Genomic DNA, 25,354 nt, shown 5'->3' with positions numbered 1-25,354 from the left:
CAAGCCTGAACTACGAACCAAAAAAAAGAAAACCTTCCTTCCGGAAGGCTTTTCGAACAGGGTCTAGCTCAGGCGAAATACGAACCCATACCACTGCAATATCAAATGCGATATCGGCCGATGCTTCTTCGAATATTCTGGTAAATAATACCGCTTCTTTATCCACCTTTTTTGGAGGCGGAATCGTTGCGCATAGTATCGGTGGCAATATCGATATTCAGCACGATGGCGTAATTCGTAATAGCCACGGTGGGACAGGTATTTCGGGGAAAGGTATTTCGGCGGTTGCTGATTCAGGATCGGTGAACGTTTCCGTAAGAGATACAATTATTTCCACAGGAAGTGCGATCGAAGTAAAAGCTGCGAATGATATTGGAATTACAAGTAACGGAGAAATTTCTACGAAAAGTAGTGGGACCTCTGCATTTTCTCCTGGAATTCTAGCTATAAGTTCAGGTGGAAAGGCAACACTGAACAGCTCTGGCGATATTCGCACGGTTACGACCTCAATTTCCGATGCAGTTGGTCTTAAAGCTGAATCCGATATTCAAATCAACAACACCGCTTCTTTATCGACCTTTCTGGGAAGCGGAATGATAGCGAATAGCACGAATGGAAATGTCGAAATCAATCACGAGGGAACTATAGGCGTTAGCCAGAGCGGCGGAGGTGTGCTAGCATACGCTTCCGCTGGATTTGTGAACATTTTTTCAAATGACAGTGGAAGTTCTGTTGCGAGTAGGGGGGATTTTAACAGTAGCGATGCGATTCATATTGAGGCTGCCCAGTCCGTTACATTACACTGGGCGGGAGATGTTGAATCGATTGGGAATCGGGCTAATGCGATCTTCGCCAAATCTGAAATGTCTGGAGTGAGTGTGACCACAAAAGGCGATGTGAGAGCGAATGGAATCGCTGCGTACGGAATTTTTTTATCCGGTCCATCCATCTTAACCGCTAATATTCTGAGTGGTTCCGTCTCAGGTGCTGATGGTGCTAGTGTTAGTGTTGGGGTAGGATTTATCGATGGTACTGAAAATAAAGTGAACAATTATGGATCGATTATTTCGCAGAGCTTTGTAGCTATTAAGACAGGAGATGGAAATGAGACCATCGATAACCACGGTGGAATATATGGCAGCATCGATCTCGGTGCCGGAACCAACGTCATCGAAAACAGAAGTGGTGCCACGCTCGTGACCCACAATGACCTGAAGCTCGGGGCGGGCAACTTTTTGAACAGTAGCGGGCACCTTCAAATGGGTGAGCTCGGTCAGGAGACTTTGACCACGACGATGATTGGAAATCTGGTCATGGCACCCTCGGCTTCGTTTCGAATGGAAATCCAAGATACGAACTTATCCGATGAGCTCATCACTGATAAGCTGATTGTGGTCGGAAGCGCTGTTATCGACGGAGAGTTTATTGTTAGTATTCAAGAGCTCTACGACGAACCGAAAGCTGGGCATGCGTTTACCATACTCACCGCGACTTCGCTAACGGGCACTTTCTCAAGTGTACGAGTGCTAAACGGCTCTCACCATAGTGCTGAAATTTCCAGGAAGGTAGGGTTGGAGCTAAGCTATACCGAAACGACGATAACCGGGACAGTCGTACTGCTTGAAATTGATAGCTACGAAGATTGGAAAAAACTGGGATTTGACGAAGCCCAACAGGCCGACGAATTGGTGAGTGGCTCTGAAGCCAACCCCGATGGCGACGGACTATCCAACGGAGATGAAGCTCTATTCGGAGGCGATCCGCTTAAGCCGGAAGGCTCACCCGTGAGTTTCGAACTGGGGGATGTGAATGATCCGGATGGCATTTCAATCTCAGCAACTTTCAACGTTGCCGACGACATTACCGACCGCGAATGGTTTTTTGAAACATCCCCGAATCTGGAAGATTGGTCGCCCGCAAGTGTGACGGAAACCACCATGCAGGACATGGGCGATTTCTCGAAATTGACGGTGGATTTTGATCAGCCGGTATCGTCTGAAGGGAGTACCTTTGTGCGACTGAAAGGTCGAACGATATCCCAGTAAATGGTAGTGCGGCGCAATGCTGTTCCACGACCTGTGATTTCTGAATGAATCTGACTTATTACCGTACGGTGTATTCTCAATTACCGTAAAAATACGACTAGTTAGAAGCCGCTCAATAAGTTATAGTCTTCATAACATTAACAGATGTGGCTTAGCATAAGTAGCAGCCAAATCACAACCTCGCGTTCCAATGCATAAAAAATCTCATCAAAATATTTTCGGCTGCCAATTCAGTCTGATTGTTTTATTTACTATTCTAGCTGGCTGTTCCAAACCGGAAACTAAAGTAGGCGGCCTTTATGAAGGCTTCGGTGATTACGTACGACCTATTTCAACCACTTCAAGTGAAGCTCAGGCTCTTTTCAATCAAGGCATACAGCTCATGTATGGATTCAACCACGATGAAGCTATCCGTTCTTTTCACCTCGCTGCTGAAGCCGATCCAAATGCAGCTATACCTTGGTGGGGAATCGCCTATTCCCACGGCATCAACATCAATGACCCGGAAATGGGCGAAGAGCGATCCCGCCTGGCTCGGGAGGCGGCGGATAAAGCGATCGAGTTAATGGGAAGTGCGAGTCCGGTTGAGGTGGCTCTTATCCAAGCGGTAAGTGCGCGGTACGAGTTTCCAGCTCCAGAAGATCGTTCTGGACTCGACCAAGGATTTGCGGACGCGATGGAAGCGGCTTATAAGGAATTTTCCGAAGATTCCGAAGTGGGTACCATTTATGCAGACTCATTGATGAACCTCCAGCCTTGGGACTATTGGGAAAATGATGGTCGTCCAAAAGGACGGGTTGAGGAAATCGTGCAAGTTCTTGAAAAAACCATGAAGCTTCACCCCGATCATCCGGGAGCCAACCATTTCTACATTCATACGGTCGAGGCTTCGAAGGATCCTGATCGTGCCGTGCCGGCTGCCGACCGTCTAAGGACTTTGGTTCCCGGGGCAGGACACCTGGTGCATATGCCTTCTCATATTTATATCCGGGTGGGTCGTTATGCCGATGCGGTGGAGGCAAATACGGAAGCGGTGGAAGCCGACAGAGTCTATTTCGATAAAGCACCGGAACCTGCGATGTATTCCATCTACTATGCGCACAATCTTCATTTTTTATCCTATGCCGCGATGATGTCGGGTCGCTTCGAAGAGGCCTTGCGGGCAGCGCGTGATCTGGAAAATGATATTCCCGAAGAGCCTCTTAAAGCATTTGCGGGTCTTATAGATGGGGTCATGCCTTCAAATTTCCATACACTTATCCGGTTCGGGAAATGGGACGAGGTGCTTGAGGAGCCAGCTTACAAAGATTACCGATTGGTGAGTAATGCAGTTCGATTCTATGCCCGATCCATTGCTTACTCGGCAAAGGGCCAAACGAAAGAAGCGCGCGAAGAAATGAACGCCTTTAATGCTGCCATGAAAGCTGTTCCTGAGGAATGGTATATTTTCAACAATCCGGTGAACAAAGTTCTTCCGATTGCCCAGGCGATGATCGAAGGCGAATTACTCTGGCGCGAAGGAAAAAAGGAAGCGGCATTCGCACGACTTCGTTTCGGTATTCAGGAAGAGGATTCACTTATTTACGATGAACCTCCTGGATGGATGCTGCCCGTCCGGCATACACTTGGCGCGTTGCTCATGGCCGATGGTCGTGCAGCGGAAGCGGAAATGGTTTACCACGAAGATTTGGAGCGAAACCGAAATAATGGATGGGGTTTGATTGGTCTTCAAAAATCGCTTCGTGCTCAGGGAAAACATACGGAAGCAAACGCGCTCGATTCTAAAATAAAATCAGCTTGGTCACGCGCCGACACGATTCCTACATCTTCCTGTTATTGCGAACCTGGCGTTGCGATGAAGTAGTTGCGATCATGTTTGTTCAGGTTTGAATTTATTGAGCTTGTCGAAATAGCTGATCAAACGCACATCGTGGATAATCGAAATCGGGACCAAGGTCCTCTCCTACAGAAGAACTTCGAACTTCAGTTATAGAAGGTAGGTCTGTACACCTTGTGCCGTGCATTTTGGGACGTTTGGTGGCGGAGTTGGGACGTTCTTGCTGCGTCGTGTATTTCTGGTGTAATGGCGGCATCGCGAGGACGCGATTGCCCTATTTCTTTGGTTTTTTAAGACGGGAATAGCTTCAGGAAATACTCCAACTCATAAAATAATTTCAACCTATCAGCTATAGAGCAGTCGTTTCCACACGGCGATCGATCGTGGACTGAGATCCGGCACAATGATTTGAAGGCCGCCGCTCAATCCGGATTCCATAAAGTAGGGGATGGTGAGAACCGGTAGGCCAGCCAGACTCGCGGGGGCTGTGAGTGCAAGATTGGCTTCGCGCAGTACTGTTCCTTCGCCAAGCAATGGAGCTGGAACCGGGGACGCTGGGAGAACTATGTAATCGTATTCCAGGAACCACTCATTCAACCATTTGCTCATTTGGTTTTTAACGGCAAAGGCTTCGTTCAAATCGTCAATAGACCATTGTTTTCCTTTGGCGATTCTGTCCCAGGTTTGTGGATCGTATTGGTCCTTCCGGTTTTCGTGCCATTCCTTGTGAACCCCGAAAGCCTCGTTGCTCGAAATAACGAGGTAAGCCTTTACCAAGTCGGGTAAAGAAAGGAACGCTTTAGTGGCCTCGGAATTAGTTGAAGCTAGAATGGCGTCTATCGTTTGTCGATGTGGTGCCGAAAGCCCTTCGTCGATAAATGCGTAATGGGGTAGAAGATCCAATCCCTTAAACTTGGCCTGTTCGTCCGAACCGGGTGCGAACAATGCATCGATCGTAATCGCCATGTCGGCTGCAGTTCGCGTAAACCAACCCGCGGTATCGAAACTTGGACTCAAAGGCCAACAACCATCCTTGGACCACGGATGTGTGGGAGTAACCCGAAGCCCATAAAGACCATTGTAGGCGGCCGGGACTCGAACGGAACCTCCCGTGTCCGAACCGGACGCGAGGGGTACTAAGCCACCCGCCACCGCCCAAACTGAACCACTGCTGGATCCTCCGGAAATACGATTTGGGAAAAGCGGATGAACGCCATCGCCAAAATGGCAGTTACTCCCCTCCATTCCAAAAGCAAATTCCACAAGATGCGTCTTCCCTGCAAACACACCTCCCGCATGGTCAAATGCGCGGGCTAGTGCACTGGATGTTTTTGGTGTCGACCGCACTTCATTCAAAAAATGCGAGGATGCGTTAGTCTCCCAGCCTGCTACATCATACAGGTCCTTTAATAGGTAAGGAGCGCCCGCGAGTGGCAGACCCGGGCCTGCGATCGACTTCTCGAAAGCCTGAATCAAATGCTCCCTGGATGGAATGCGTGCGATGGCTGCCCGTACTTGAGCTTTCGGAAACCGGTTTAGGTGGTTAAAGAAATGGTCGGCAGCCTTTTGTGGGTCAGACTTTGAATGATGAGACCATTCGGAAATGGACCAGTAAATGTCGGGACTCATTGGAATATTTATAGCCAATCATAGATTCAGTTGTCTTACTACTAAACGATGAATGAAATTGAAAATAAAATAAAGGAGCTCGGATTAGAACTACCACCGCCGCCTGCTGCTGCAGGAAATTATCTGCCTTATCGTATGAACGGTAACACGCTCTACCTCGCCGGGGCAATTTGCATGGTGAACGGAGAACTTTCTCACACCGGGAAGGTTGGGAAAGAGCAAACGGTAGAAACTGGCTATGCGGCGGCAAGAGTATGTACCTTGAATGCGATCGCTGGTATGAAAGCCGCCCTGGGGGATCTTGATCGAGTTGATAAAATCCTGCTGGTCTCCGGATATGTGAACGCGGTGGATGGGTTCACCAAGGCTCCTGCCGTCATCAATGGCGCAAGCGACTTGTTAGTCGAAATATTTGGAGAAGCCGGAAAGCATGCCCGTGCAGCGATCTCGACTTCAGGCTTGCCCCTTGGATCAACCGTGGAAGTTCAAATTACGTTGGCGGTTAGAGATTAAAGAGAATGCCAACAGAGGAATGCCAACAGAAGGAATGCAAACAGGGTCAATAGTCAATTATCAAGTCGTCTGGTTCGGATCCCCGAACCTAGTGCGCGGACGGAATGGTGTCTTTATACCTATCCCAATTTTCTAAAATAGCTTCCACCACTGGAATTCCGGTGCGGTAAACGTTTTCGACGGTCGGCATGTAAGCTGAGTAGTGACCGACGGTTTCGCCTTCGAGGCTTTCGGTCGCGGTTACCGTATCGATGGGTCGGGTGTAGTTTGTGACACCTCTCAGAACCATTGCCCGGTCGATGTCGGCTTTACCTGCATTGTCCAATCGCGTGAGTGCCTGCATAGTGCCGGTGTCCTCCATTGCGGAGGTGAAGAAATCGCCTGTGCCCTCGGTCCAATAATTCACCCAACCATTGGCCCAATCGTTCAAGAGAGCGCCATGCCAATAGGTAGCCGCAGCCAGGTGGGAACCTAATTGCACCCGTGGTGGGTGTTGGGCTCCGTCAAAGTCTTTAAATTTGAGTCTTAGATTCTCTGCGCCTTCGCTTGTCGTAAGCTCGGTATCCTTGGTCAGTTGGTAGGCCCAGTTAAGCAGGTCCGGATTTAGTTTATAACGAACTCCCCAATGTTGATCACTTTCGGGCATAGGAAGTTGGTAGGGGCCTTTTTGCGAAACGGTATGTAACCGGTTGGCCAACCTGCAGGTGCCTCACGCGGATCGATTTCGTGACCAATATCGCCATCGATCGCCCAGTCTGTCCATACCGTGTCAGCTGGAGATGTGTCCTCGGGATCTCCGCCTGCAATGCCTGCAACCAACCAGTAAGCTTTGGACAGGTCGAAGCGCGGGTCCATCCCAAGGCCCATGATGGTGGCGGTGGAAAATTGAGTTCCGATACCGGTTGTTACCCCGAGTATTCCTTTATCCGCGTTGTAGCGAAGGGGTGAATGGCCCTGCGGAAAGTCTAAGGTTTCGTTGAGCGGAAGTCGTTCTACCCAGTATTGAAATTCGCCAGGTCGATCTCCGGCCACATCTCCAATCTCGAACATCGCAACCACGACGACCTTGATTGGAATGGGGCCCTGGGTTTTTGGGCCTTCGGAACAGCCGACGATAGATGTTATAATCGCGAGTGCGAATAAGAATCTTAGTTGAGCCATAATTAGATTGTGGCAGACTCGATGCCAAACTTGCAACTCTCGCATTTTGTTTGCTTAACTCTATTTGTGAAATGGCTCGATCAAATCTTTAACGTCAGTCCTCAAGGCAGCACGGTTCGCACAGAGATACTCGCAGGAATCACCACCTTCGCCGCAATGGCGTATATTTTGGTGGTTAATCCTTCGATTCTGTCCGAGGCAGGGATGCCGAGGGAGGCTGTAATCACTGTCACTGCATTAGCCGCCGCTTTAGGATGTTTTCTTATGGCGTGGATGACGAATTATCCGATCGCCTTGGCGCCTGGTATGGGAACAAACAGTTACTTTGCCTACGTGATTTGCCTTGGCATGGGCGTTGCGTGGGAGGCTGCATTGGCCATGGTCTTTTGGAATGGGGTGGTTTTTCTTATTCTTTCAATCACTGGGTTAAGAAAGAAGATCGCCGAATCGCTGCCAAACGGATTGAAGGTGGGGGTTCAAGTCGGAATCGGATTCTTTATCGCATTCATCGGCCTGAAGAACGTTGGCATTGTCGTAAGTCACGATGCGACCTTCGTGGCTGTGGGTAGCTTGAAATCGCCGGCTTCGATTCTGGTTATCTTGGGTGTTATTCTGATGACAGTACTATCGATTAAAAAATTTCCTGGGGCGATCTTGCTTTCGATCCTTGGCATAACCGCTCTTGGATTTTTTATTACCAGTGGTGGGAGTGCAATTACCGCCCCTCCTTCCGGAATCATTTCTTTGCCATCCGGCATCGGCGAGACCTTTTTGAAATTAAAGATATGGTATCCTTTTACTCATTGGCAGGCAGCTTTGCCAGTCGTGCTTACCCTTCTGATATTAGATCTTTTCGACAGTATTGGAACCCTGATTGGTCTTTCACGAAGGGCCAAACTGGTTGATGAAAATGGCAATATGCCCAACATGGGCAAGGCGCTTACTGCTGACTCCATTGCCACAATGGGCGGAGCCCTCTTGGGGACTTCAACAACAACTTCCTACGTCGAATCGGCTGTTGGTATTGAGTCAGGTGGCAAAACAGGACTGACTGCGGTAGTATGCGGTATCTGCTTTTTACTGGCACTGATCTTCACACCCATTTTGACAATCGTTCCAGCCGTTGCAACTGCTCCTGCATTGGTTATGGTTGGGGTATTCATGGCCCAAGGAATGAAAGAGCTCAACTTTGATGACCTGGTGGAAGTTGCGCCGGCATTTCTGACAATGCTGCTTATTCCTCTGACCTTCAGTATCACGGAAGGGATCGGGATTGGGTTGGTGGTTTTTGTCTTTGTAATGATTCTTTTAAATCGAATGAAAGAGGTTCCCGTTTTCAGCTATTTTGTAGCGGGCTTGTTCCTCGTTTACTATGGGATGAAGTAGTGAAAATTTTGAGACAATTGTAAGACTATGAAATTATTTCCGTTAAAAAAGTGGTATACGCGTATCCTTAACCGCGATGACTCGAACGCCAGGGATTTATCTGCGAGTCGGCGCAGTTTTATAGGTAAAGGTTTTCTGGCCGCTCTTGGATCCGGTCTGTTGGTCGGCTCTCGTAGTGGATCCGCTCAGGACACTTCAAGAGTCAGTGGTTCAACAGCAACACGTGAAATTAAAAGCACTCGACAGGTTTCACAGTTAAACTTTTCCACAAGTACCGAACAGGCATGGCGCAATCTGAAAAAGGAAGCATCGCCGGAAGATCTCTATCGATTTCTTTATGCGCTGCCAAAAGGCGGAGATATCCATCATCATTTGGGTGGAGGTATGTTACCTGAAATGATCTGGGATGTGGCCACCGACCCAAAACGCAACGGCGGGCAGACCTTTTATACCAGAGTTCGAATTTCCAGTCTAAATCTTATCGATGTGGGCGACATGCGTGATTCGCGAAACCTCTCCGGTTGGGTGACTATCTCTAATCATACTTTGGACCGATTGAGCGCTGACGTGCAAAAAGATTTCAAACAGCTATCTGATCTAAACGATAAGGAGAAACGTGCCTGGAAGAATGCCATGTTCCTCGATAACGATGGTGAAGGTCGGGACGAGTTTTTTGAGTATATTTGGAATCGTCTTGGAGATATACTTCAATCCATTGACGTAATGACCGAGCTCCTGGTCGAAAATATGAAGCGCTTCGGAGCTGAGGGTGTCAGGTATTTGGAGATTCAAGCTCGGTTTCGCGGATGGACCGATTCAAACGGGAAGACCATTTCGGATGATGAGGCCACACGCAGATTTCTTGATCGATTCGATCAACCGGATGCTAAAGCAACAGGTGTGTTGGTACGGTTTCAAACTATCGTATTAAGATTTTCACCTGATGCAATTGAAGGGGTGGAAAAGTATTTTGAATACACTTACAATAACCCGGAGTTATGGTTGGGTATCAACTTGGCTGGTCGTGAAGATGACAACCGAGGCTACCCGAGTAAATTTACCGATGTGTTTGATCGAATGATCAGAAAGTTTCCTGGAGTTGGAATTTCCATTCACGCGGGTGAGGCTGAGAAAAAAGATACCCATATTTTCGATACGCTTCGTTTGGGAGCTACCCGAATAGGACATGGCATTAATTTGTTTCGCGATCCATCGACGATGCAAATGATGCGGGGCGAAAATTTCCTTATCGAAATAAATCTGATAAGTAACCATCTCCTCGGTTATACGCCCGATCTGGATGAGCACCCGTTCCCCATTTACATGCGGCAGGGAATTCCTTGCTGCTTGAATACGGATGATCGCGGCATGTGGCATTCCAACATGACGGACGAATATTTTGTAGCGGTGTCACGGTTCAATCTCACCTGGAAAGAAATGATTACGCTTGGAGAAAACAGTCTTAAGCATTCTTTCCTGGATGATCAGACAAAGGCTCGCCTGCTTCAGGATTATCATAACGATGTTATGGCCTTCCAGGATCGTTTGGAAAATCAAGGTTGGAAGTCCATCGCGCGTGGTAGTGATGCAGTCACCTACGATTACGGCAAAAAACACCTTAAGCTCAACCTAAGCTAACTTCTATGAATCGATTCAGCGTTGCTCCATTATCCTCCCTTACCCAAACCCTTGCTGCGGTAGCTTCGGGAACGCGGGTACCAGATCTCGTCGTTACCGGCTGTCGTATCCTTTCGACTTATACCGAGCGGATGTTGTCTGACAAAGAAGTATGGGTTTCCCATGGAAGAATCGCCGCCATTAAACCAGCCGGGACCTTTAAAGGCACCGTCAAAACATTCGATGCGCGCGGCGGAATTATCGCCCCTGGCTTGGTCGATCCTCACATCCATATAGAGAGTAGTATGATGACGGCTTGTGCTTACTCGGAAGCGGCCTTGCTCAATGGTACGACTACAATTTTTTGTGATAGTCATGAGATTGGGAATGTATGCGACACCGAAGGTATTGAATGGATGTTGGAGGATGCACGAGTGGCACCGCTGAATATTTATCTTACTCTGCCAAGTACGATACCAGCTACGAATGCAGCCTTTGAAACCTGTGGTGGAGACCTGACTCCTGAAAAGGCAGGGGCCATGTTTGACGCCTGGCCAGAGATAGTGGCTTTGGGTGAGAAAATGGATTTTGTTCCCGTATGTATGGGGGACCCACGTTCTCACGGTGTCATTCAAGCTGCTTTGAAACGTGGTAGGCCAGTCTCTGGTCATATCTACGGAAGAGAATTTGTGGGGGCCTACGCGGCGAGTGGAGTTACCGATACCCACGAAGCGATCGACCGTGACATTGCAAATGATTTTCTGGAAGCCGGCATCTGGATATTCCTTAGGGGAGGGCCGCCGACAACTCCCTGGCATAGTTTGCCAGAGGCGATTAAGGCCGTGACAGAATTGGGCGCCAGCACCAAGCGTGTGTGCGTGTGCACGGACGATCGCGATGCGGATGATCTGTTTGTCTTTGGCATGAACTGGGTTGTAACGGAAGCCATCCGAGCGGGAATCGATATGCCTACTGCCTGGTCAATGGGTTCATTGCATCCTGCAACTCGATACGCGATGGACGGAGATTTTGGAGCCTTGGGCCATGGCCGTCGGGCCGACATGGTTCTGTTGAATGATGATCTTGAAGTGAAGAACACCTGGTACGGTGGAGAATTAGTTGTAGAGGACGGCAAAGTGACTTCGGAGTTGGATGAGCAGTTATCCAATCAACGCTACCAATATCCTAAAAAGGCGTACGAGACGGTCAACATGCCCCTGAAGCCGATTCTCATTCCGGAAATTCCCGCTGTGCCATCCGAAGTTAGTATTCTGAGAACAGAGCTTCCTGGGATTGTTACGCTCCACAGAAAAGCCAACTTGGAAAACCTTTCTACGAGTTGGGATTCATTTTTGGAAGAGAACGATTGTTGTCACATGGCTGTTATCGAACGATACGGAGTAAAGGGAAACATCGCCTATGGATTTCTGCAAAACTTTGGCCTCAAAGAGGGAGCTGTTGCCAGTAGCGTTGGGCACGATGCACACAATGTCATTGTGGCCGGATTTGATGAAACTTCCATGTCCTTGGCGATTGAAACGATTCGCGAATCGCAGGGTGGGGTATCTGTGGTTCAGGGCGGAGAGGTCGTTGCTTTTGTTGCGCTCCCTATTGCCGGACTCATCTCTGATCTTCGTGCCGGAGAAGTTGCCGAAGCCGCCTCCAAAGTGAAAGCCGCTTGGGTGGCCGCCGGTTGCACATTGCCCTACATGGGATTCAATCTCTTGCCACTTTCGGTTATTCCCGAAATTCGATTAACCGATAAAGGTCTGGTCAAGGTTCCTGAGATGGAAATTGAGCCGTTGTTCAAGGAGCTTTAGCAACACCGGTTAATACAGCTTGAAGGTCCTCATGAAAAATTGAGGGAATATAGACAGAGGACGGTTCATGAGGGTGAGGACCTTTGTTTTTTCGAACTCGAAAATTTCTTAAGAGGAATGGCTCAAATATTTCTTCACGGTCCTTCGATCTACTTGTAGCCGGTCGGCGACCTGGGCAAGGTTGGGTGTCTTTGCAAATTCTCGATTCACGAGAACCTGTATCCATTGGTTGAGCGTGGGAGTTGATCCACTTGTTAAATCGTCAGCTTCCGAAGAAACAGTAGGTTCCAACTGTGCTTTATATTCTCCGTGTACCATTACGTTACGGACGCACTGTTCCAGTTCACGAAAATTACCCGGCCACGGGTAGTGTTTAGGCATGGACTGTCTAATCCAGTTTACTACCTCCTCTGTTAAGTGGGCTTTCTCTAGAGGGCCAGCGATTTTTTCAGCTATAAATCCAACCATTATTTCCAACTCTGACTTATTATTTTCAATCATAGAAACCAAAGACGGCGTTTCAATACGGTCGGCGCACAGGCGATAGTAAAAATCGGTCCGAAATTTTCCTCTGCTCATTTCCAAGGCCAGATTTCGATTGGTGGCAGCCATGACCTTGCCTTCGAATTTTAAGGGTTGGATATCCCCGAGCCGTTGAAATTGTCGGGTTTGTAATACTCGTAGCAGTTGGACTTGAATGGTTGGAGCGGTCTCTCCTATCTCATCCAGGAAAACCGTTCCATAGGGTCCGCAGCTTTCAAAATAACCGGCCCGGTTCTGAAGGGCTCCAGTGAAGGCGCCTTTTTGATGACCAAAAAGTTCTGATTCAATCAGTGTCTCGGAAAGCGCTGAAAGATTGATTGGATAAAAGACCTTTCGGTAGTTGGTGTTAAATTTTAATGTCTGTTCATTGAAGGGGATGAATCGTGACAAGCCAATCGCTCCGGCAACCAGCTCCTTGCCCGAACCAGAGGGTCCTTCGATCAGCGTAAAGACGTTTTCCATTCTGTAGAACAAAGAGCGGAGGTAGCGTTCCATGTCATGAGTGAATATGGAATTCCAGACCCGTGCTCGAAGTTTTCTCATGGCTTCGGATTGTCCGATCAGTGAAGCCTGGGTATGGTAAAACGCTCTGCGTATCTGGAAAAGGAAACTGGTAAGTTCTGACTTGGTATAGGCTGGAGTGATTTTAATTTTATTCAGTGTCAGATAAAAATCATAGTCATTGCTAAGTTCCTTAAATGAACTCCAAACCAAATTGTTGTCTGGTTGTTGAATACAGTTCGCGAGGTGTTCATCCATGGACGAAGCCTGTGCATGATAGAGGTGGAAATACACCAGATGTTCGTAAAGGCGAAATTGAGGATGCGCCTGAGGGTTGCTCAAGCCGACGATGACCTTTCTTCCCGATAGGAGGAGAGCTTCACAATGCGATCTCAGTTGATCCATATTTTGCTGGTTTTCCAGCCCGGAGCCTTTCCCTTTCATTGAAGGTTTATAGAGGCTTCCCAGAACTTCACTATCCAGACGCTGCCGTTCTTCCAGGAATGGATTACAGTAGATAATGCGGACCAGGTTGTCTGCGATCTGAGCGTCATTTTTTGAGTATATATCAATTTTAGACATACATTATATGTCTTCTATAATACAAATAATGTCTATTAAAATTAGATAATTAGTCGATAGATTATCTCAGTGTTATTTATATTCGCATACCTGCCAGTGACTTAGAGGTGTATCAAGGATGATTGGCATTGGCCATGCAAAGGCGGGACCCGAATCAAATAACCTTATGAAAAAACAAATCAAAGTTTCAAAGTCACCCGTGTTTCGATCCTTGGGCGCTCAGGCTCCACGGATCTTAGCACTTCTCGCCATTGTTTCCGTCTTCGTATTCTTAAACTCAAAGAGTGAAGCGGCGGGAACGATGTCTCTCAAATCATCCTCCGATCTTCCTTTGGAAATCCGGGATCATCACGTAAGCGTGACCATTCAAAACGGATTTGCTCGAACTGAGGTGAATCAAATATTCTTTAATGCCAATGGTCGGGCAGTCGAAGGTCTTTACTCATTTCCTGTTCCGAAAAACGGAAGTCTTTCTGAAGTCACCATCGGAATGGGTGAGAAGGAGCTCAAAGGTGAGGTGGTTGAAAAGAAAAGGGCTGAGTCCATCTACGAAGAAGAAACTTCTAACGGAAACCAGGCCGGGCTTACTCAAAAAGATTCCTATCGGGATTTTGAATTTTGGGTGGCCCCCATTCCGGCCCAATCCGAAGTGCAACTACAGTTCATTTATTATGAGCCACTGATTCTCGACCATGGGATCGGGCGTTATCTTTATCCCCTTGAAGAAGGTGGAACGGATGAAGTGACTCCGCAGTTTTGGGTACGTAATCCTACCGTTCAGGGAGTGTTCAGTATTGATGTTGAGTTAAAGTCTGCCTGGCCAATTGCAGATATTCGGACGCCGGGGATCAGCACCACTCAATTAGAATCTGAAGGTGGAATTATTACGCAGTATTCCTCAACCACGGGTTCATTGAACAACGATTTCGTTTTGTATTATAGATTGCAAGATGACCTGCCGGGACGCGTTGAAGTTGTGCCATATAAATCAGGTAAAGACAATCCGGGTACCTTTATGATGGTGGTAACTCCCGGGATAGATCTAAAACCGCTCGATCAGGGCAGTGACTATATTTTTGTTCTCGATGTCTCCGGAAGTATGGGCGGGAAACTCGGAACACTTGTTTCCGGCGTTAAGAAGACCATCAAGTCGTTCCTTCCACAGGATCGTTTTAGAATTGTTTTGTTTAATAACGAAAGCAAAGAGCTCACCAAAACGTGGGTTCCCGCCACCCCTGAGCAGGTAGACCACGCAGTCGGGTTGCTTGATCGTGCCCAATCCGGAGGAGGAACAAACCTTTACTCCGGATTGAAGCGCGGTCTGAGCGCGATCGATAGTGACCGTGTAACGAGTATGATCCTGGTTACGGACGGGGTGACCAATGCGGGCGTTGTTGAACCGAGAGAATTCGATTTGTTAATGAGTCGTGCCGATGTGCGTTTTTTCGGATTCTTACTGGGAAATCAGAGTAATTGGCCGCTCATGGAAACGGTTTGCCACGCCACCGGAGGGTATTACCAACAGGTATCCAACAGCGACGACATAATCGGGCAAATTCTCTTAGCGAAAAGTAAGGTGCTGCATGAGAGTATTCATGACTTCGACTTGAAGATTAACGGGGTAGATACTTTCGATGTGTCGCCAACGCAGATTAAGAAAGTGTTCCGCGGGCAACAGCTTGTTTTCTTTGGCCGCTATGCGGAAGGAGGACAAGCTGATTTGGAAATTAAGGCCCGGATATCAGGACAGGATAAAACCTATAGAACTTCGTTTAATTTTCCTGATGTAGATGGGGATAATCCAGAGCTTGAAAGGATATGGGCGCTTAATCGAATCCAGGAACTTGAATTGAAGAAGTCTCTCGGACAGCTCGAAACAAGTGAGTCTGAGTCGGCGGTAACCGACCTGGCATTGCAGTACCAGTTGGTAACGGATTACACTTCGATGCTGGTACTCCAAGAAGATCAGTTCCAAAGGCATGGCATCGAACGTCGTAATTTGGCCCGAACTGGGTTGGAGCGCCAGACCCAACAGGAGCGTATTCATCAACCCGTGACGAATTATCGAGTTGATAAAGAACAGCCCGCGTTTGGGCAAAACTCGAAGGGTTCTTCGATCAGTGGTGGCGGTGGCGCAGGCGCCCTGTCGCCCTGGTTTGCAGCACTGCTCGCCGGGACCCTGGTCATTTTAGCAAGACGTACGTTTAAATCTTAATCTCAAATAAATAAAATCATGAAAAAGATACTAGGTTATACATCAATTGTTTTCATACTTGCTGGCTTCGTTTCATCGGCTAGTGCCCAGAGTCGAATGGATCGACTTTCCTGGACGGATCGTTCAGTTAGTAATCCACCCTTGGTGCACTCCAGCTCGATCGCTTCGACTATCAATCAATTCTGGAATGTCACTTTGGCCGAGGAGGCCGTACGAACACCGAAGCCGACAGTTACTTATTCTACTCCGGGTTGTTCGCCGGTTCGAACCAACCCTGGAACGGAAGTGGTGCAGGACAGATCAACACGTGAACGAAGAGGTTATTTTGGCATAAATCTCTTCAACGCGATTCCCATCATTGATTTTGTGCATGGGAATGTAACTTCCTCCAGTAAGGATCGTGTCGAAGGTAGAAGATAGTCTTAAGCAACTACCCTGGGTAACATTGTTACTCGGGGTAGTTGTCCTTTTTATTTTCAACTTGGCTGCTTCGATACAGAGTTTTCTCCAGTATGATCGAAACGAAATTCTGGTTGGAAACGTATGGAGATTGTTCACTGGTCATTTTGTCCACTGGAACGCTCAACACCTAATTTGGGATCTCCTGGTTCTTATTTCTTGTGGAGGGTTACTAGAATGGGTAAATCGAAAACTGATGGTGAGCATTCTGTGTGTTGGATCGTTAATTATATCTTTTGGGCTGCTCATTTTCCAATCGGATATGCTTTTCTATCGTGGATTGAGCGGCATAGATATGGCGCTTTTTGCCGGTATTTGTCTCCAGGCAATTTCTTATTGCCGGTTAAGGTCGAAAAGTACACTGGCATTTTTGTGGGGGCTAGCACTTTTAGGATGTGTCCTAAAGCCCGCCTATGAAATCGTGAACGGAGGTACGTTGTTTGTCTCCGATTTTGGTTCCGGTGTAGAACCGAGCGCGCTTTCCCATATCCTGGGAATCATCGCATGTCTTGCAGTCGTGTTTGCTACTTTTCTTTGGAAAAGACTTTGGAGTCTTTTTGACTGCAACCACAAGCTCCTGAACCACAAGATTTCGGAGAATTCCATTTTCTAATGTAATGTCTTCCCAAGTACGCAACTGCGCTCAAGCAAAGGATACTGATTAAAATGGAATCAACAGAAAACATGATCAAAATAAATGTGTGCCTATTTGATAGCAAAAGACTGCCCCGAGCCAAGCCAATGCCGTCATGTATAAGAAGGATGCGACGGCCCATTTTATTCCCGCCTCTTTGATAATGATTGAGGTGGTTGCGCCGCATTGTGAGCAAAGTGCAAAGAATACCATCAGTGCAATTACCACCGGGACGGTATAAATGGGAGTGCCTGTCCGCTCGCCTTCCTGCCATTCGCTGTTTTTGAGTGCCGCTCGAAGGCTTCCATCTTCTTCGTTTACGTCGCCTCCAAGGCTATAAATAATTCCCAAGGTAGAAATGATCACTTCCCGAGCAGGGTAACTCGCTAACACACTAATGGAAATGCGCCAGTCGAAGCCAGCTGGCCCAAAGATGGGTTGAACAGCTTTACCGATTCTTCCCATGTAGCTTTGGTTTATTTGGGTGCTGCCCAGTAACATTTTAAACTCGCGAGTCAGATCGGCATTCGGATCTGTCAGCATGGTAGCAATTTCTTCAGGGGTACCGACTTCTTCCGCCACTTTTTCGGCGACAAAACCTTCAAGTAATTTCGGGTCATTCTCATCGGAGCGCGGAAAGTAGAGCGAAGCCCAGATGATAATGGTAATAAAGAAAATGATGGTGCCTGCTTTTTGGACAAACTCCCATCCGGATTGCCACATACGGTAGCCGACATCTTTCATCCGTGGAGCGCGGTATTTCGGCAGCTCCATAACAAACGGTTGTGATTTTGTTTTTAGAATAAATCGCGTCACGAACCAGGCCGTTGGTACGGCTACGGCAAGACCAACAAAATGCATTAGAAAGAGAGTAAATCCTGCCCACCAGGGACCATAAACGGGTTCGATAAAAGCTCCTATACAAAGTATATAAACAGGTAATCTGGCCGAGCAGCTCATGAAGGGAGCCACAAATATCGTCGCCAATCTCGACTTGGGATCCTCGATAGTGCGTGTGGCCATAATGCCTGGAATCGCGCATGCGTAACTGGAAAGCAGCGGCACAAAGCTTTTCCCATTCAGCCCGCACCAGCTGAACAATTTATCCATGATAAAGGCAGCGCGGGCCATATAACCACTATCTTCAAGCAGAGAAATAAAAGCGAAGAGAATTAATATTTGAGGAAGAAAAATCAGGAACGCCCCGACGCCTTCGATGACACCATCGAGGATCAGGCTTTGAAGCATGGGCGTACTTTCCAGTGCAGGACCGATCATGTCCTGGCCCCAGATTTTCCCCATCTCAATAAGATCCATGACGGGACCTGCCCAGGAGTATACAGCTTGGAAAACCACATACATCATTCCGACGAACGCAGCTAAACCCCAACCTCTATGAAGCAGTAATCGATCTATTGACTCGGTGGCTCCATGAGCCAATTCAGGGTTTTTAAGAACTGTCCCACCAATCAAGCCGTCAATGTGCCGGTAGTGCAGCATGGCTTCCGCGACCAAGGGGTTCATGCCATCCTTTTTTAAAAACTCCCGAGCTTTAAATACTTCGCGTTTGGCTTCATCGGCGGTGACCTTGAGTCTTTGGATTTCGGCGGAATGAGTATCAAAGAGGAGTCGATGCGTTTCGCTTTCACTTAACAGCTTATGGTCCACGCAGGGAAGGGATGCTTTTAAGTGCTCAATTGCCATTTCCATGGAAACCGGCCATTGGATTTCGGGTAGATATTGTGGCTCTTGGAGAATTCCCAGGATGGCCTGTTTAATTTCTTCGGTTCCCTTGCCTTTGGTTCCGACAGTCGGGATCACCGGAATCTTGAGGCGACCTTTTAACAAGTTGAGGTCTATTTGCTGACCCGAGCTAGCCACCGAATCCCATTGATTGAGAATAAGGATCATTGGAATCCGGAGTGTAGCAACTTGTGACGCAAGAAAAAGATTTCGTCGTAAATTAGTCGCATCCGCTACGAATAGTATTACATCGGGTTGGCCGATTTCTTTAAAACGTCCGTTTAGGGCATCGATAACTACACGCTCATCCGGTGAGTGAGCGGACAAACTATACGTTCCTGGCAGATCAATTAAATCTGCCTCTTGCTCGCCCAATTTCATTGTCCCGGCCTTGCGGCTCACGGTGACTCCTGGGTAATTTCCGGTTTTTTGTCTCAGCCCGGTTAGGTTGTTGAAAATCGTACTTTTCCCGGTGTTTGGGTTGCCCACAAGAGCGATTCGCAGAGTGCCCACAGGCGCTTTTGAAAGTGCGGCATCCATAACGGGTTATTTTATTGGCTCGATTAAAATCCCCTGAGCTTCGGATTTGCGTAAAATAATAAATGCGCCATCGACTTCTATCGCAATCGGATCCCCTAAAGGTGCTATTTTACTGATTTTAATAGTCACACCTGCGCCTATGCCAAGAGAGAGGATTCTCTGGTCGATGTGGCTTTTAGCTCGGATTTCCGTCACCCGGGCTTTTTCGCCTAATTTCAATGATAGTAAGTTTGCCAATTTTCTACTTGAGAATGACTCTCAAGAATGAAGTTTTGTCAACCTTGTCCGCTAGAAAACGGAAAATTAGCGGGTCGTCGCTATTATTTCGCAACCAACTCGTAGGCTCTGACCTTAGGTCTCATCGAAGGGGAAATGAATCCATTGAGGTATATTCCCTCATCTCGGGTTTCTTCCTCTTTTACACAGCCAGCTTCGTACAGCTGAGCTACCAAATTGTAATGATCGAATGGGATAAGGTACTCTCCAAATATGGAATCTGTTTCGAGTAGATCGTCCAACCGCATAACCAGATGCTCGATACCCTCATTGTTTAACACACTAACAAACTCTGCATCCGGGTATTGTGCCTGTAGACGTTTCAACGCGAATGAATCTTCGCAGGCATCGATTTTATTGAAAACGGTCAGGATTCGTTTTTCGTCTGCTCCTAATTCTTTCAAAACCTGGAGCGTTGTCTCACTATGTGATTCAACTTCCGGGCTTGAGACATCGAGTACGTGTATTAAGAAGTCAGCAACAACGGCTTCCTCCAACGTTGCTTTAAATGCCTCAATCAAATTGTGCGGTAGCTTTCGGACAAAGCCCACCGTATCAGTTAAGAGCATTTTCAATCCCGAAGGTAAAATGACCTGGCGCGTTGTGGGATCCAGTGTTGCGAAGAGTTTATCCTCAACCAGGATATTCGATCCCGTTACCCGATTGAGCAATGAGGACTTTCCTGCATTTGTGTAGCCAACGATGGATGCGGTTGGTACCGGCTTTTTCATACGTCGTTTGCGTTGGATACCTCGATGGGTCCGGACAATTTCCAGGCGACGTTTGAGGGAGGCTATGCGATCACGCACAATGCGGTGATCAGCCTCGAGCTGCGTTTCACCCTGACCGCGCATATTGGTTCCGCCCCCGCGTTGACGGCTAAGGTGAGTCCACGCCCGTGTGAGTCTAGGTAAGCTATAAACCATGCGCGCGAGCCCCACTTGTAGAACGGCCTCCTTTGTTTGGGCGCGATTAGCAAAAATATCCAGAATTACTTCCTGGCGATCAATGACACAGAGTTTCGATTCGTTTTCCCAATTCCTTTGTTGGGCCGGGGTGAGGGAATCGTCGAAGACGATACAGTCGTAGCCTTGTTCTTTGGCGTGCTCCATGATCTCGTAGGCTTTTCCTTTACCGATGAAAAAGTGTGGATGTGGTTTTCGAATTTTCACCACCAACGTTTCCATCACAACAATTTCCAAGGTTTCGACCAGGTCTGAGAGCTCCAGTAACAGGCTGTCGGCATCCTCCTCATTCTTACCAGATACGCGCACGGCAATGAGGATTGCCCGTTCGACCATCTTTGGTTTATCTCGTACTTCAAACATGTTAAAAGAGGATGTGCTTACGAAGCACCATTCGCAGAAATGAAACTATTCACATGCGAACTTAGAATACCAATAAAAAAAGCCCTTCCCGATTAGGGAAGGGCTTTTTGAAATGTTAACTTGTTTGATTAAGCTTCGTCTTCGAGTGCGGCCTGAGCGGCTGCCAGGCGAGCAACAGGCACGCGGTAAGGCGAACAGGAGACATACGCCAAACCAGCTTTGTGGCAGAATCTTACCGACTCAGGATCACCTCCATGTTCACCACAGATACCAAGCTTGATATCGGGGTTGGTCGCGCGTCCTTTCGCGATGGCGATTTCCATGAGCTTTCCAACGCCGGTTTGGTCGATGGAAGCGAATGGGTTTTTAGCCATGATGTCAGACTCTTGATAAGCACCGAGGAATGAACCAGAATCGTCACGAGACATCCCGAGGCAAGTCTGTGTCAGATCATTGGTTCCAAAACTGAAGAACTGTGCTGTTTCTGCAATTTCATCAGCGGTCAAAGCGCCGCGAGGCACTTCGATCATGGTCCCAACTTGGTAGTCGAGCTTACGTAGCTTTTTGCGTGCAATTACTTCTGCCGCAACTTCGTGAACAATAGCCACCTGTAGATCGAGCTCTCTCTTGAACCCAACAAGAGGGATCATGATTTCAGGTTTTGTCTTGATGCCGCGTTTCTCTGCATCCGCAGCTGCTTCGAGGACTGCGCGTGCTTGCATACGGGTGATCTCGGGATACATTATGCCTAGACGGCAACCACGGAAACCTAACATGGGGTTGAACTCATGTAGTTCGTGAACCCGGTTCATAATCTTTTCCACGGGTATGCCCAGTTTTTTGGCGAGGTCGAGTTGTTGCTCTTTCGTGTGAGGCAGGAATTCGTGCAGTGGTGGATCCAGGAAACGGATGGTTGCCGGGAAACCCTTGAGTGCTTTGAAGATACCGTAGAAATCCTTTCTTTGGAAAGGTAACAGTTTCTTAAGAGCTTTTTCACGGTCCTTGAGGTTTTCAGCCAGGATCATTTCGCGCATTGCGTCGATACGATCACCCTCGAAGAACATATGTTCGGTACGAGTCAGACCAATACCTTCAGCGCCAAATGCAATTGCTTGCGTTGTTTGCTCGGGAGTATCGGCATTAGTGCGAACGCTCATCCGGGTTACCTTCTTACACCAACCCATGAGTTGGACGTAATTTATATAGGTGCTACTCTTCTGTGCGGCTTTGTTGTTTTTAATCAGTCCCTGAACCACTTCCGAAGGAGCGGTTGCCACTTGACCATCATAAACGGTACCTGCTGTTCCATCGATTGATAAAAAGTCACCTTCCTTATAGGTCTTTTTACCAACCTTCAGTGTACGAGTTTCGTAGTCGATTTGCAGTTCGGCAGCACCACAAACACAAATCTTACCCATTTGACGGGCCACCAATGCTGCGTGGGAAGATACTCCTCCACGAGCGGTTAGGATACCTTCTGCCGCAATCATTCCGCGAAGATCTTCCGGAGAAGTTTCTACGCGAACCAGAAGAACGCGTTGTCCCTTTTCAGCTGCTTCGACGGCGCGTTCGGCGTTAAAGTAGATCTGACCTGATGCCGCTCCAGGACCTGCGGGAAGACCCGAGGCGATTTGATTGGCATTCTTTACAGCGCTTGTATCGAAGATGGGCGCGAGCACTTGTTCGAGCTGTTCCGCTGGAACTCGTGTTACGGCTGTTTTCCAATTGATGAGCCTTTCCTTCACCATCTCGCAGGCGATACGAACAGCTGCAACACCTGTGCGTTTGCCGTTACGTGTTTGCAGCATGAATACTTTGCCTTCTTGGATAGTGAACTCGAAGTCCTGCATATCGCGAAAGTGCTTTTCAAGGACTTTACAAATACGTACCAACTCTTTGAAAGAAGCCGGCTGCAGTTTTTCAAGTTGGATAACAGGGTAGGGTGTGCGAACACCTGCAACAACGTCTTCTCCTTGTGCGTTCATGAGAAACTCACCGTAGAAAACTTTCTCACCAGTTGCCGGGTCACGAGTGAAAGATACACCTGAGCCGGACTCTTCACCGGTGTTACCAAATACCATTGCTTGAACGTTTACCGCGGTGCCCCATTCAGCAGGGATGTTGTATTTACGGCGGTAAACAATAGCGCGATCGTTCATCCATGAGCCAAACACAGCACTTACGGCACCATCCAGTTGATCCCATGGGTTGGTTGGGAAATCTTTTCCGGTTCGGCTCTTAACGAGCTTTTTCATTCGGGCAATTACTTCCTTGAGATCGTCAGCTGTGAATTGTGTATCTTCAGCTTCAACGTTTCCAAGAAGGTCTTTTTTCGCGTGCTCAATAACGAGTTCGAAAGGATCGTGATCTTCACTGGGAAGTTTTTGAACTCCCATAACTACATCACCATACATTTGAATAAAGCGGCGGTAACAATCCCAAGCGAAACGAGGATTTCCGGTTGCATTTTCAAGTGCAATAACGGTTTCGTCATTCAGTCCCAGATTGAGGATGGTATCCATCATTCCAGGCATGGAGTCGCGAGCACCTGAACGCACAGCAACAAGAAGAGGAAAGCCTTTGGCATCTCCGAACTTGGTACCCATGACCTTCTCGATCTTATGAATTCCCTTTTTGATTTGGTCTTCTAAACCAGCTGGGTAATTACGGTTATTGTCGTAATATGAAGTACAAACTTCCGTTGTAACTGTGAATCCAGCCGGTACAGGTAGTCCGATACGATCCATCTCAGCGAGGTTCGCACCCTTACCGCCCAAGAGCGCTTTCATGGTGCCGTTGCCGTCGGCTTTTCCGCCACCCCAAGAGTAAACGTATTTTACTTCTTTGGTTTTGCTTGCAGTTTTAGCTGCGCGCTTTGGCTTGATTGTTTGCTTTTTACTGACTTTTTTAGCCATGTTTTTGTATGGTTTTTATGGTTGAAAGCGTTTCTCGGGAGACACCGGTCCCGATAGAAAGGGCGCAATTGAACAAAATGATTTTTTTCTGTCAACGGTTAAGGAGGTATCACCAAAGTAATGTATCTAACTAGCAACTCGGAGGTTGCCGTTTCAGAATCAAACTGTTTTTTGGATCAATTTTAAATGGAAGAAGACGAGAAAATCATCCCATACGAAGACGAAGATATCGCACTACTCGATGAGACCATAGAGCAAGGCCACATGACCTTTCTTGAGCATCTTGAAGAGTTGCGTGTAGTTTTGTTCAAAGCAGGAGCTACCTTCCTGGTATCTTTTATTATCATCGCCATCTTCTTTAAGAAGATAAATGCCTTCATCAAAATGCCTATCGAAAAGGCAATGGAAAACCATGGCGTTGCTGATGCTCTTGTTACGACGAGTCCGTTCGGCATTTTTTCCTTTCTGCTGCAAATGGGTTTTATGGGTGCTTTTGCCATCTCCTCCCCGTTCATTCTATACTTTGCCGCCTCTTTTATTGCACCCGGGTTAAACGATAAGGAAAAAAGAGCGCTTCTACCTGGAGCCCTATTGTCTTTGTTCCTTTTGTGTCTGGGTAGTACCTTTAGTTATTTTATTTTGATCCCTTCGGCTCTCAACGTTTCGATCTATTTTAACGAATTGATGGGTGTCAGTTTGATGTGGGCGGTTGATAAGTATATGAGTCTGCTTCTTTGGATGGTGTTAGGAGTAGGCTTACTTTTTGAGTTCCCATTGATTCTTGTGATTTTGGTTTACGTAGGAATATTGACCCAACAACAACTCAAAGACTTTAGGCGTTACTCGATTATCGTTATCTTTGTGCTGTCGGCGTTTATCACCCCCACCCAGGATCCGTTCACATTGATGATTATGGCATTGCCCTTGATGCTTCTCTATGAGGGGTCCATTTTCATCAGTGGTATCGTTGAGCGCAGAAAGAAACGCAACCTTGAGAAGGAGTACGGTGCTTGGGATGACGACGATATAAACCACGATTAATCACGTGGGGGATATTCGGCTTCAAGTCGAAATAAAAGAAAGCCTATTTACCTTGGCGGTCGTTGTGATCGTTTAAGGTGACGCGGAACATATTCAGCGAAAAATAAAAGACGATCATCAGGGAGATTGAAGTAAAGGCAGAGAAGGCCCATTTCAATAGTTCAGATTGTGCTGGGACGTGTGGCCTTAGTAACCAGGTAAAAAATAAAAAGACCAAACCCGTTAATAGAAGGTTAACGATCGGGTTACCAAAGCTGGGTTTTTTATCTTCTGACGAACTCATGGCGTGAAATGGGAATAAAAAATGAAGGTTTGTCCACTCAATTTTGTTATTAAGGACTAACCAATAAGTTTCATTGATCAGAGTTATTAGTCAAAAAAAAGACCGGCGAAAGCCGGTCTTTTGAATTCTTCAAGGATAAGAAGATTACTTTTTCTTCTTAGCAGCAGCCTTTTTAGGAGCAGCAGCCTTTTTAGGAGCAGCGGCCTTTTTAGGAGCAGCGGCCTTTTTAGGAGCAGCGGCCTTTTTAGGAGCAGCGGCCTTTTTAGGAGCAGCGGCCTTTTTAGGA

General features: G+C 47.5%; 17 protein-coding genes and 1 pseudogene. 10 read left to right on the top strand and 8 right to left on the bottom strand.

The window, feature by feature from the left end:
- Together O3C43_18245 and O3C43_18240 are read left to right on the top strand one after the other, a co-directional pair.
- Positions 1-2,045: thrombospondin type 3 repeat-containing protein (locus tag O3C43_18245; protein MDA1068430.1), on the top strand; the 2,045-nt coding region annotated here is incomplete at its 5' end.
- Between the two features lie 190 nt (positions 2,046-2,235).
- Entirely contained in the window at positions 2,236-3,909 is a 1,674-nt protein-coding gene (locus tag O3C43_18240) for a hypothetical protein (GenBank protein ID MDA1068429.1), read from the top strand.
- A gap of 318 nt (positions 3,910-4,227) precedes the next feature.
- Here the strand turns inward: O3C43_18240 and O3C43_18235 are convergent, their stop codons facing one another.
- Positions 4,228-5,511: an amidase gene (locus O3C43_18235; GenBank protein ID MDA1068428.1), complete on the bottom strand. Its 1,284-nt coding sequence runs from the start codon at positions 5,509-5,511 to the stop codon at positions 4,228-4,230.
- Positions 5,512-5,559: 48 nt separating this feature from the next.
- On the opposite strand from O3C43_18235, the gene O3C43_18230 reads away from it, so the two are divergent.
- Positions 5,560-6,024, top strand: a complete 465-nt coding sequence (locus tag O3C43_18230) for a RidA family protein (GenBank protein MDA1068427.1) — start codon at positions 5,560-5,562, stop codon at positions 6,022-6,024.
- An 88-nt stretch (positions 6,025-6,112) separates the two neighbouring features.
- Here O3C43_18230 and O3C43_18225 read toward each other — a convergent pair.
- A pseudogene (locus O3C43_18225) lies at positions 6,113-7,074 on the bottom strand (purine nucleoside permease).
- Positions 7,075-7,251: 177 nt separating this feature from the next.
- On the opposite strand from O3C43_18225, the gene O3C43_18220 reads away from it, so the two are divergent.
- From O3C43_18220 to O3C43_18210, 3 genes are read left to right on the top strand one after another with little or no spacing between them, the layout of a single operon-like run.
- On the top strand, positions 7,252-8,571 hold the full coding sequence (locus tag O3C43_18220; protein MDA1068426.1) for an NCS2 family permease: 1,320 nt from the start codon (positions 7,252-7,254) through the stop codon (positions 8,569-8,571).
- Positions 8,572-8,598: 27 nt separating this feature from the next.
- Positions 8,599-10,209, top strand: a complete 1,611-nt coding sequence (locus O3C43_18215) for an adenosine deaminase (GenBank protein MDA1068425.1) — start codon at positions 8,599-8,601, stop codon at positions 10,207-10,209.
- A gap of 5 nt (positions 10,210-10,214) precedes the next feature.
- On the top strand, positions 10,215-12,008 hold the full coding sequence (locus tag O3C43_18210; protein ID MDA1068424.1) for an amidohydrolase family protein: 1,794 nt from the start codon (positions 10,215-10,217) through the stop codon (positions 12,006-12,008).
- A gap of 108 nt (positions 12,009-12,116) precedes the next feature.
- On the opposite strand, the gene O3C43_18205 is transcribed toward O3C43_18210, so the two are convergent.
- The gene (locus tag O3C43_18205; protein ID MDA1068423.1) at positions 12,117-13,634 is read right to left on the bottom strand and encodes a sigma 54-interacting transcriptional regulator; all 1,518 of its coding nucleotides are present in this window, start codon (positions 13,632-13,634) and stop codon (positions 12,117-12,119) included.
- A gap of 166 nt (positions 13,635-13,800) precedes the next feature.
- On the opposite strand from O3C43_18205, the gene O3C43_18200 reads away from it, so the two are divergent.
- From O3C43_18200 to rrtA, 3 genes are read left to right on the top strand one after another with little or no spacing between them, the layout of a single operon-like run.
- Positions 13,801-15,849: a VIT and VWA domain-containing protein gene (locus tag O3C43_18200; GenBank protein ID MDA1068422.1), complete on the top strand. Its 2,049-nt coding sequence runs from the start codon at positions 13,801-13,803 to the stop codon at positions 15,847-15,849.
- Between the two features lie 18 nt (positions 15,850-15,867).
- Entirely contained in the window at positions 15,868-16,269 is a 402-nt protein-coding gene (locus O3C43_18195; GenBank protein MDA1068421.1) for a hypothetical protein, read from the top strand.
- Positions 16,250-16,921 (top strand): rhombosortase, encoded by a 672-nt coding sequence (gene rrtA, locus O3C43_18190; GenBank protein ID MDA1068420.1) that lies wholly within the window; start codon positions 16,250-16,252, stop codon positions 16,919-16,921. The genes O3C43_18195 and rrtA overlap by 20 nt, the downstream gene beginning before the upstream one ends.
- A 75-nt stretch (positions 16,922-16,996) precedes the next feature.
- Here rrtA and feoB read toward each other — a convergent pair whose 3' ends face one another.
- From feoB to ppdK, 4 genes are all read right to left on the bottom strand, one after another.
- Positions 16,997-19,225, bottom strand: coding sequence for a ferrous iron transport protein B (feoB, locus tag O3C43_18185; protein MDA1068419.1), 2,229 nt, complete (start codon positions 19,223-19,225; stop codon positions 16,997-16,999).
- 6 nt (positions 19,226-19,231) lie between these two features.
- Positions 19,232-19,462 (bottom strand): FeoA domain-containing protein, encoded by a 231-nt coding sequence (locus O3C43_18180; GenBank protein MDA1068418.1) that lies wholly within the window; start codon positions 19,460-19,462, stop codon positions 19,232-19,234.
- Between the two features lie 83 nt (positions 19,463-19,545).
- The gene (gene hflX, locus O3C43_18175; protein MDA1068417.1) at positions 19,546-20,829 is read right to left on the bottom strand and encodes a GTPase HflX; all 1,284 of its coding nucleotides are present in this window, start codon (positions 20,827-20,829) and stop codon (positions 19,546-19,548) included.
- Between the two features lie 128 nt (positions 20,830-20,957).
- Complete coding sequence (gene ppdK, locus O3C43_18170; protein ID MDA1068416.1) at positions 20,958-23,744, bottom strand: pyruvate, phosphate dikinase; 2,787 nt, start codon at positions 23,742-23,744, stop codon at positions 20,958-20,960.
- A gap of 186 nt (positions 23,745-23,930) precedes the next feature.
- Here ppdK and tatC point away from each other — a divergent pair, with 186 nt between their 5' ends.
- Positions 23,931-24,785: a twin-arginine translocase subunit TatC gene (gene tatC, locus O3C43_18165; protein MDA1068415.1), complete on the top strand. Its 855-nt coding sequence runs from the start codon at positions 23,931-23,933 to the stop codon at positions 24,783-24,785.
- A gap of 43 nt (positions 24,786-24,828) precedes the next feature.
- On the opposite strand, the gene O3C43_18160 is transcribed toward tatC, so the two are convergent.
- A complete protein-coding gene (locus O3C43_18160) occupies positions 24,829-25,068 on the bottom strand; it encodes a hypothetical protein (protein ID MDA1068414.1) in 240 nt (79 codons plus the stop codon).
- Positions 25,069-25,354 lie beyond the last annotated feature (286 nt).

The organism is Verrucomicrobiota bacterium, assembly GCA_027622555.1.
Lineage (GTDB): Bacteria > Verrucomicrobiota > Verrucomicrobiia > Opitutales > UBA2995 > UBA2995.
Note: the sequence above shows the minus strand (reverse complement) of the source record. Positions and strands in the feature narration are given on the sequence as shown.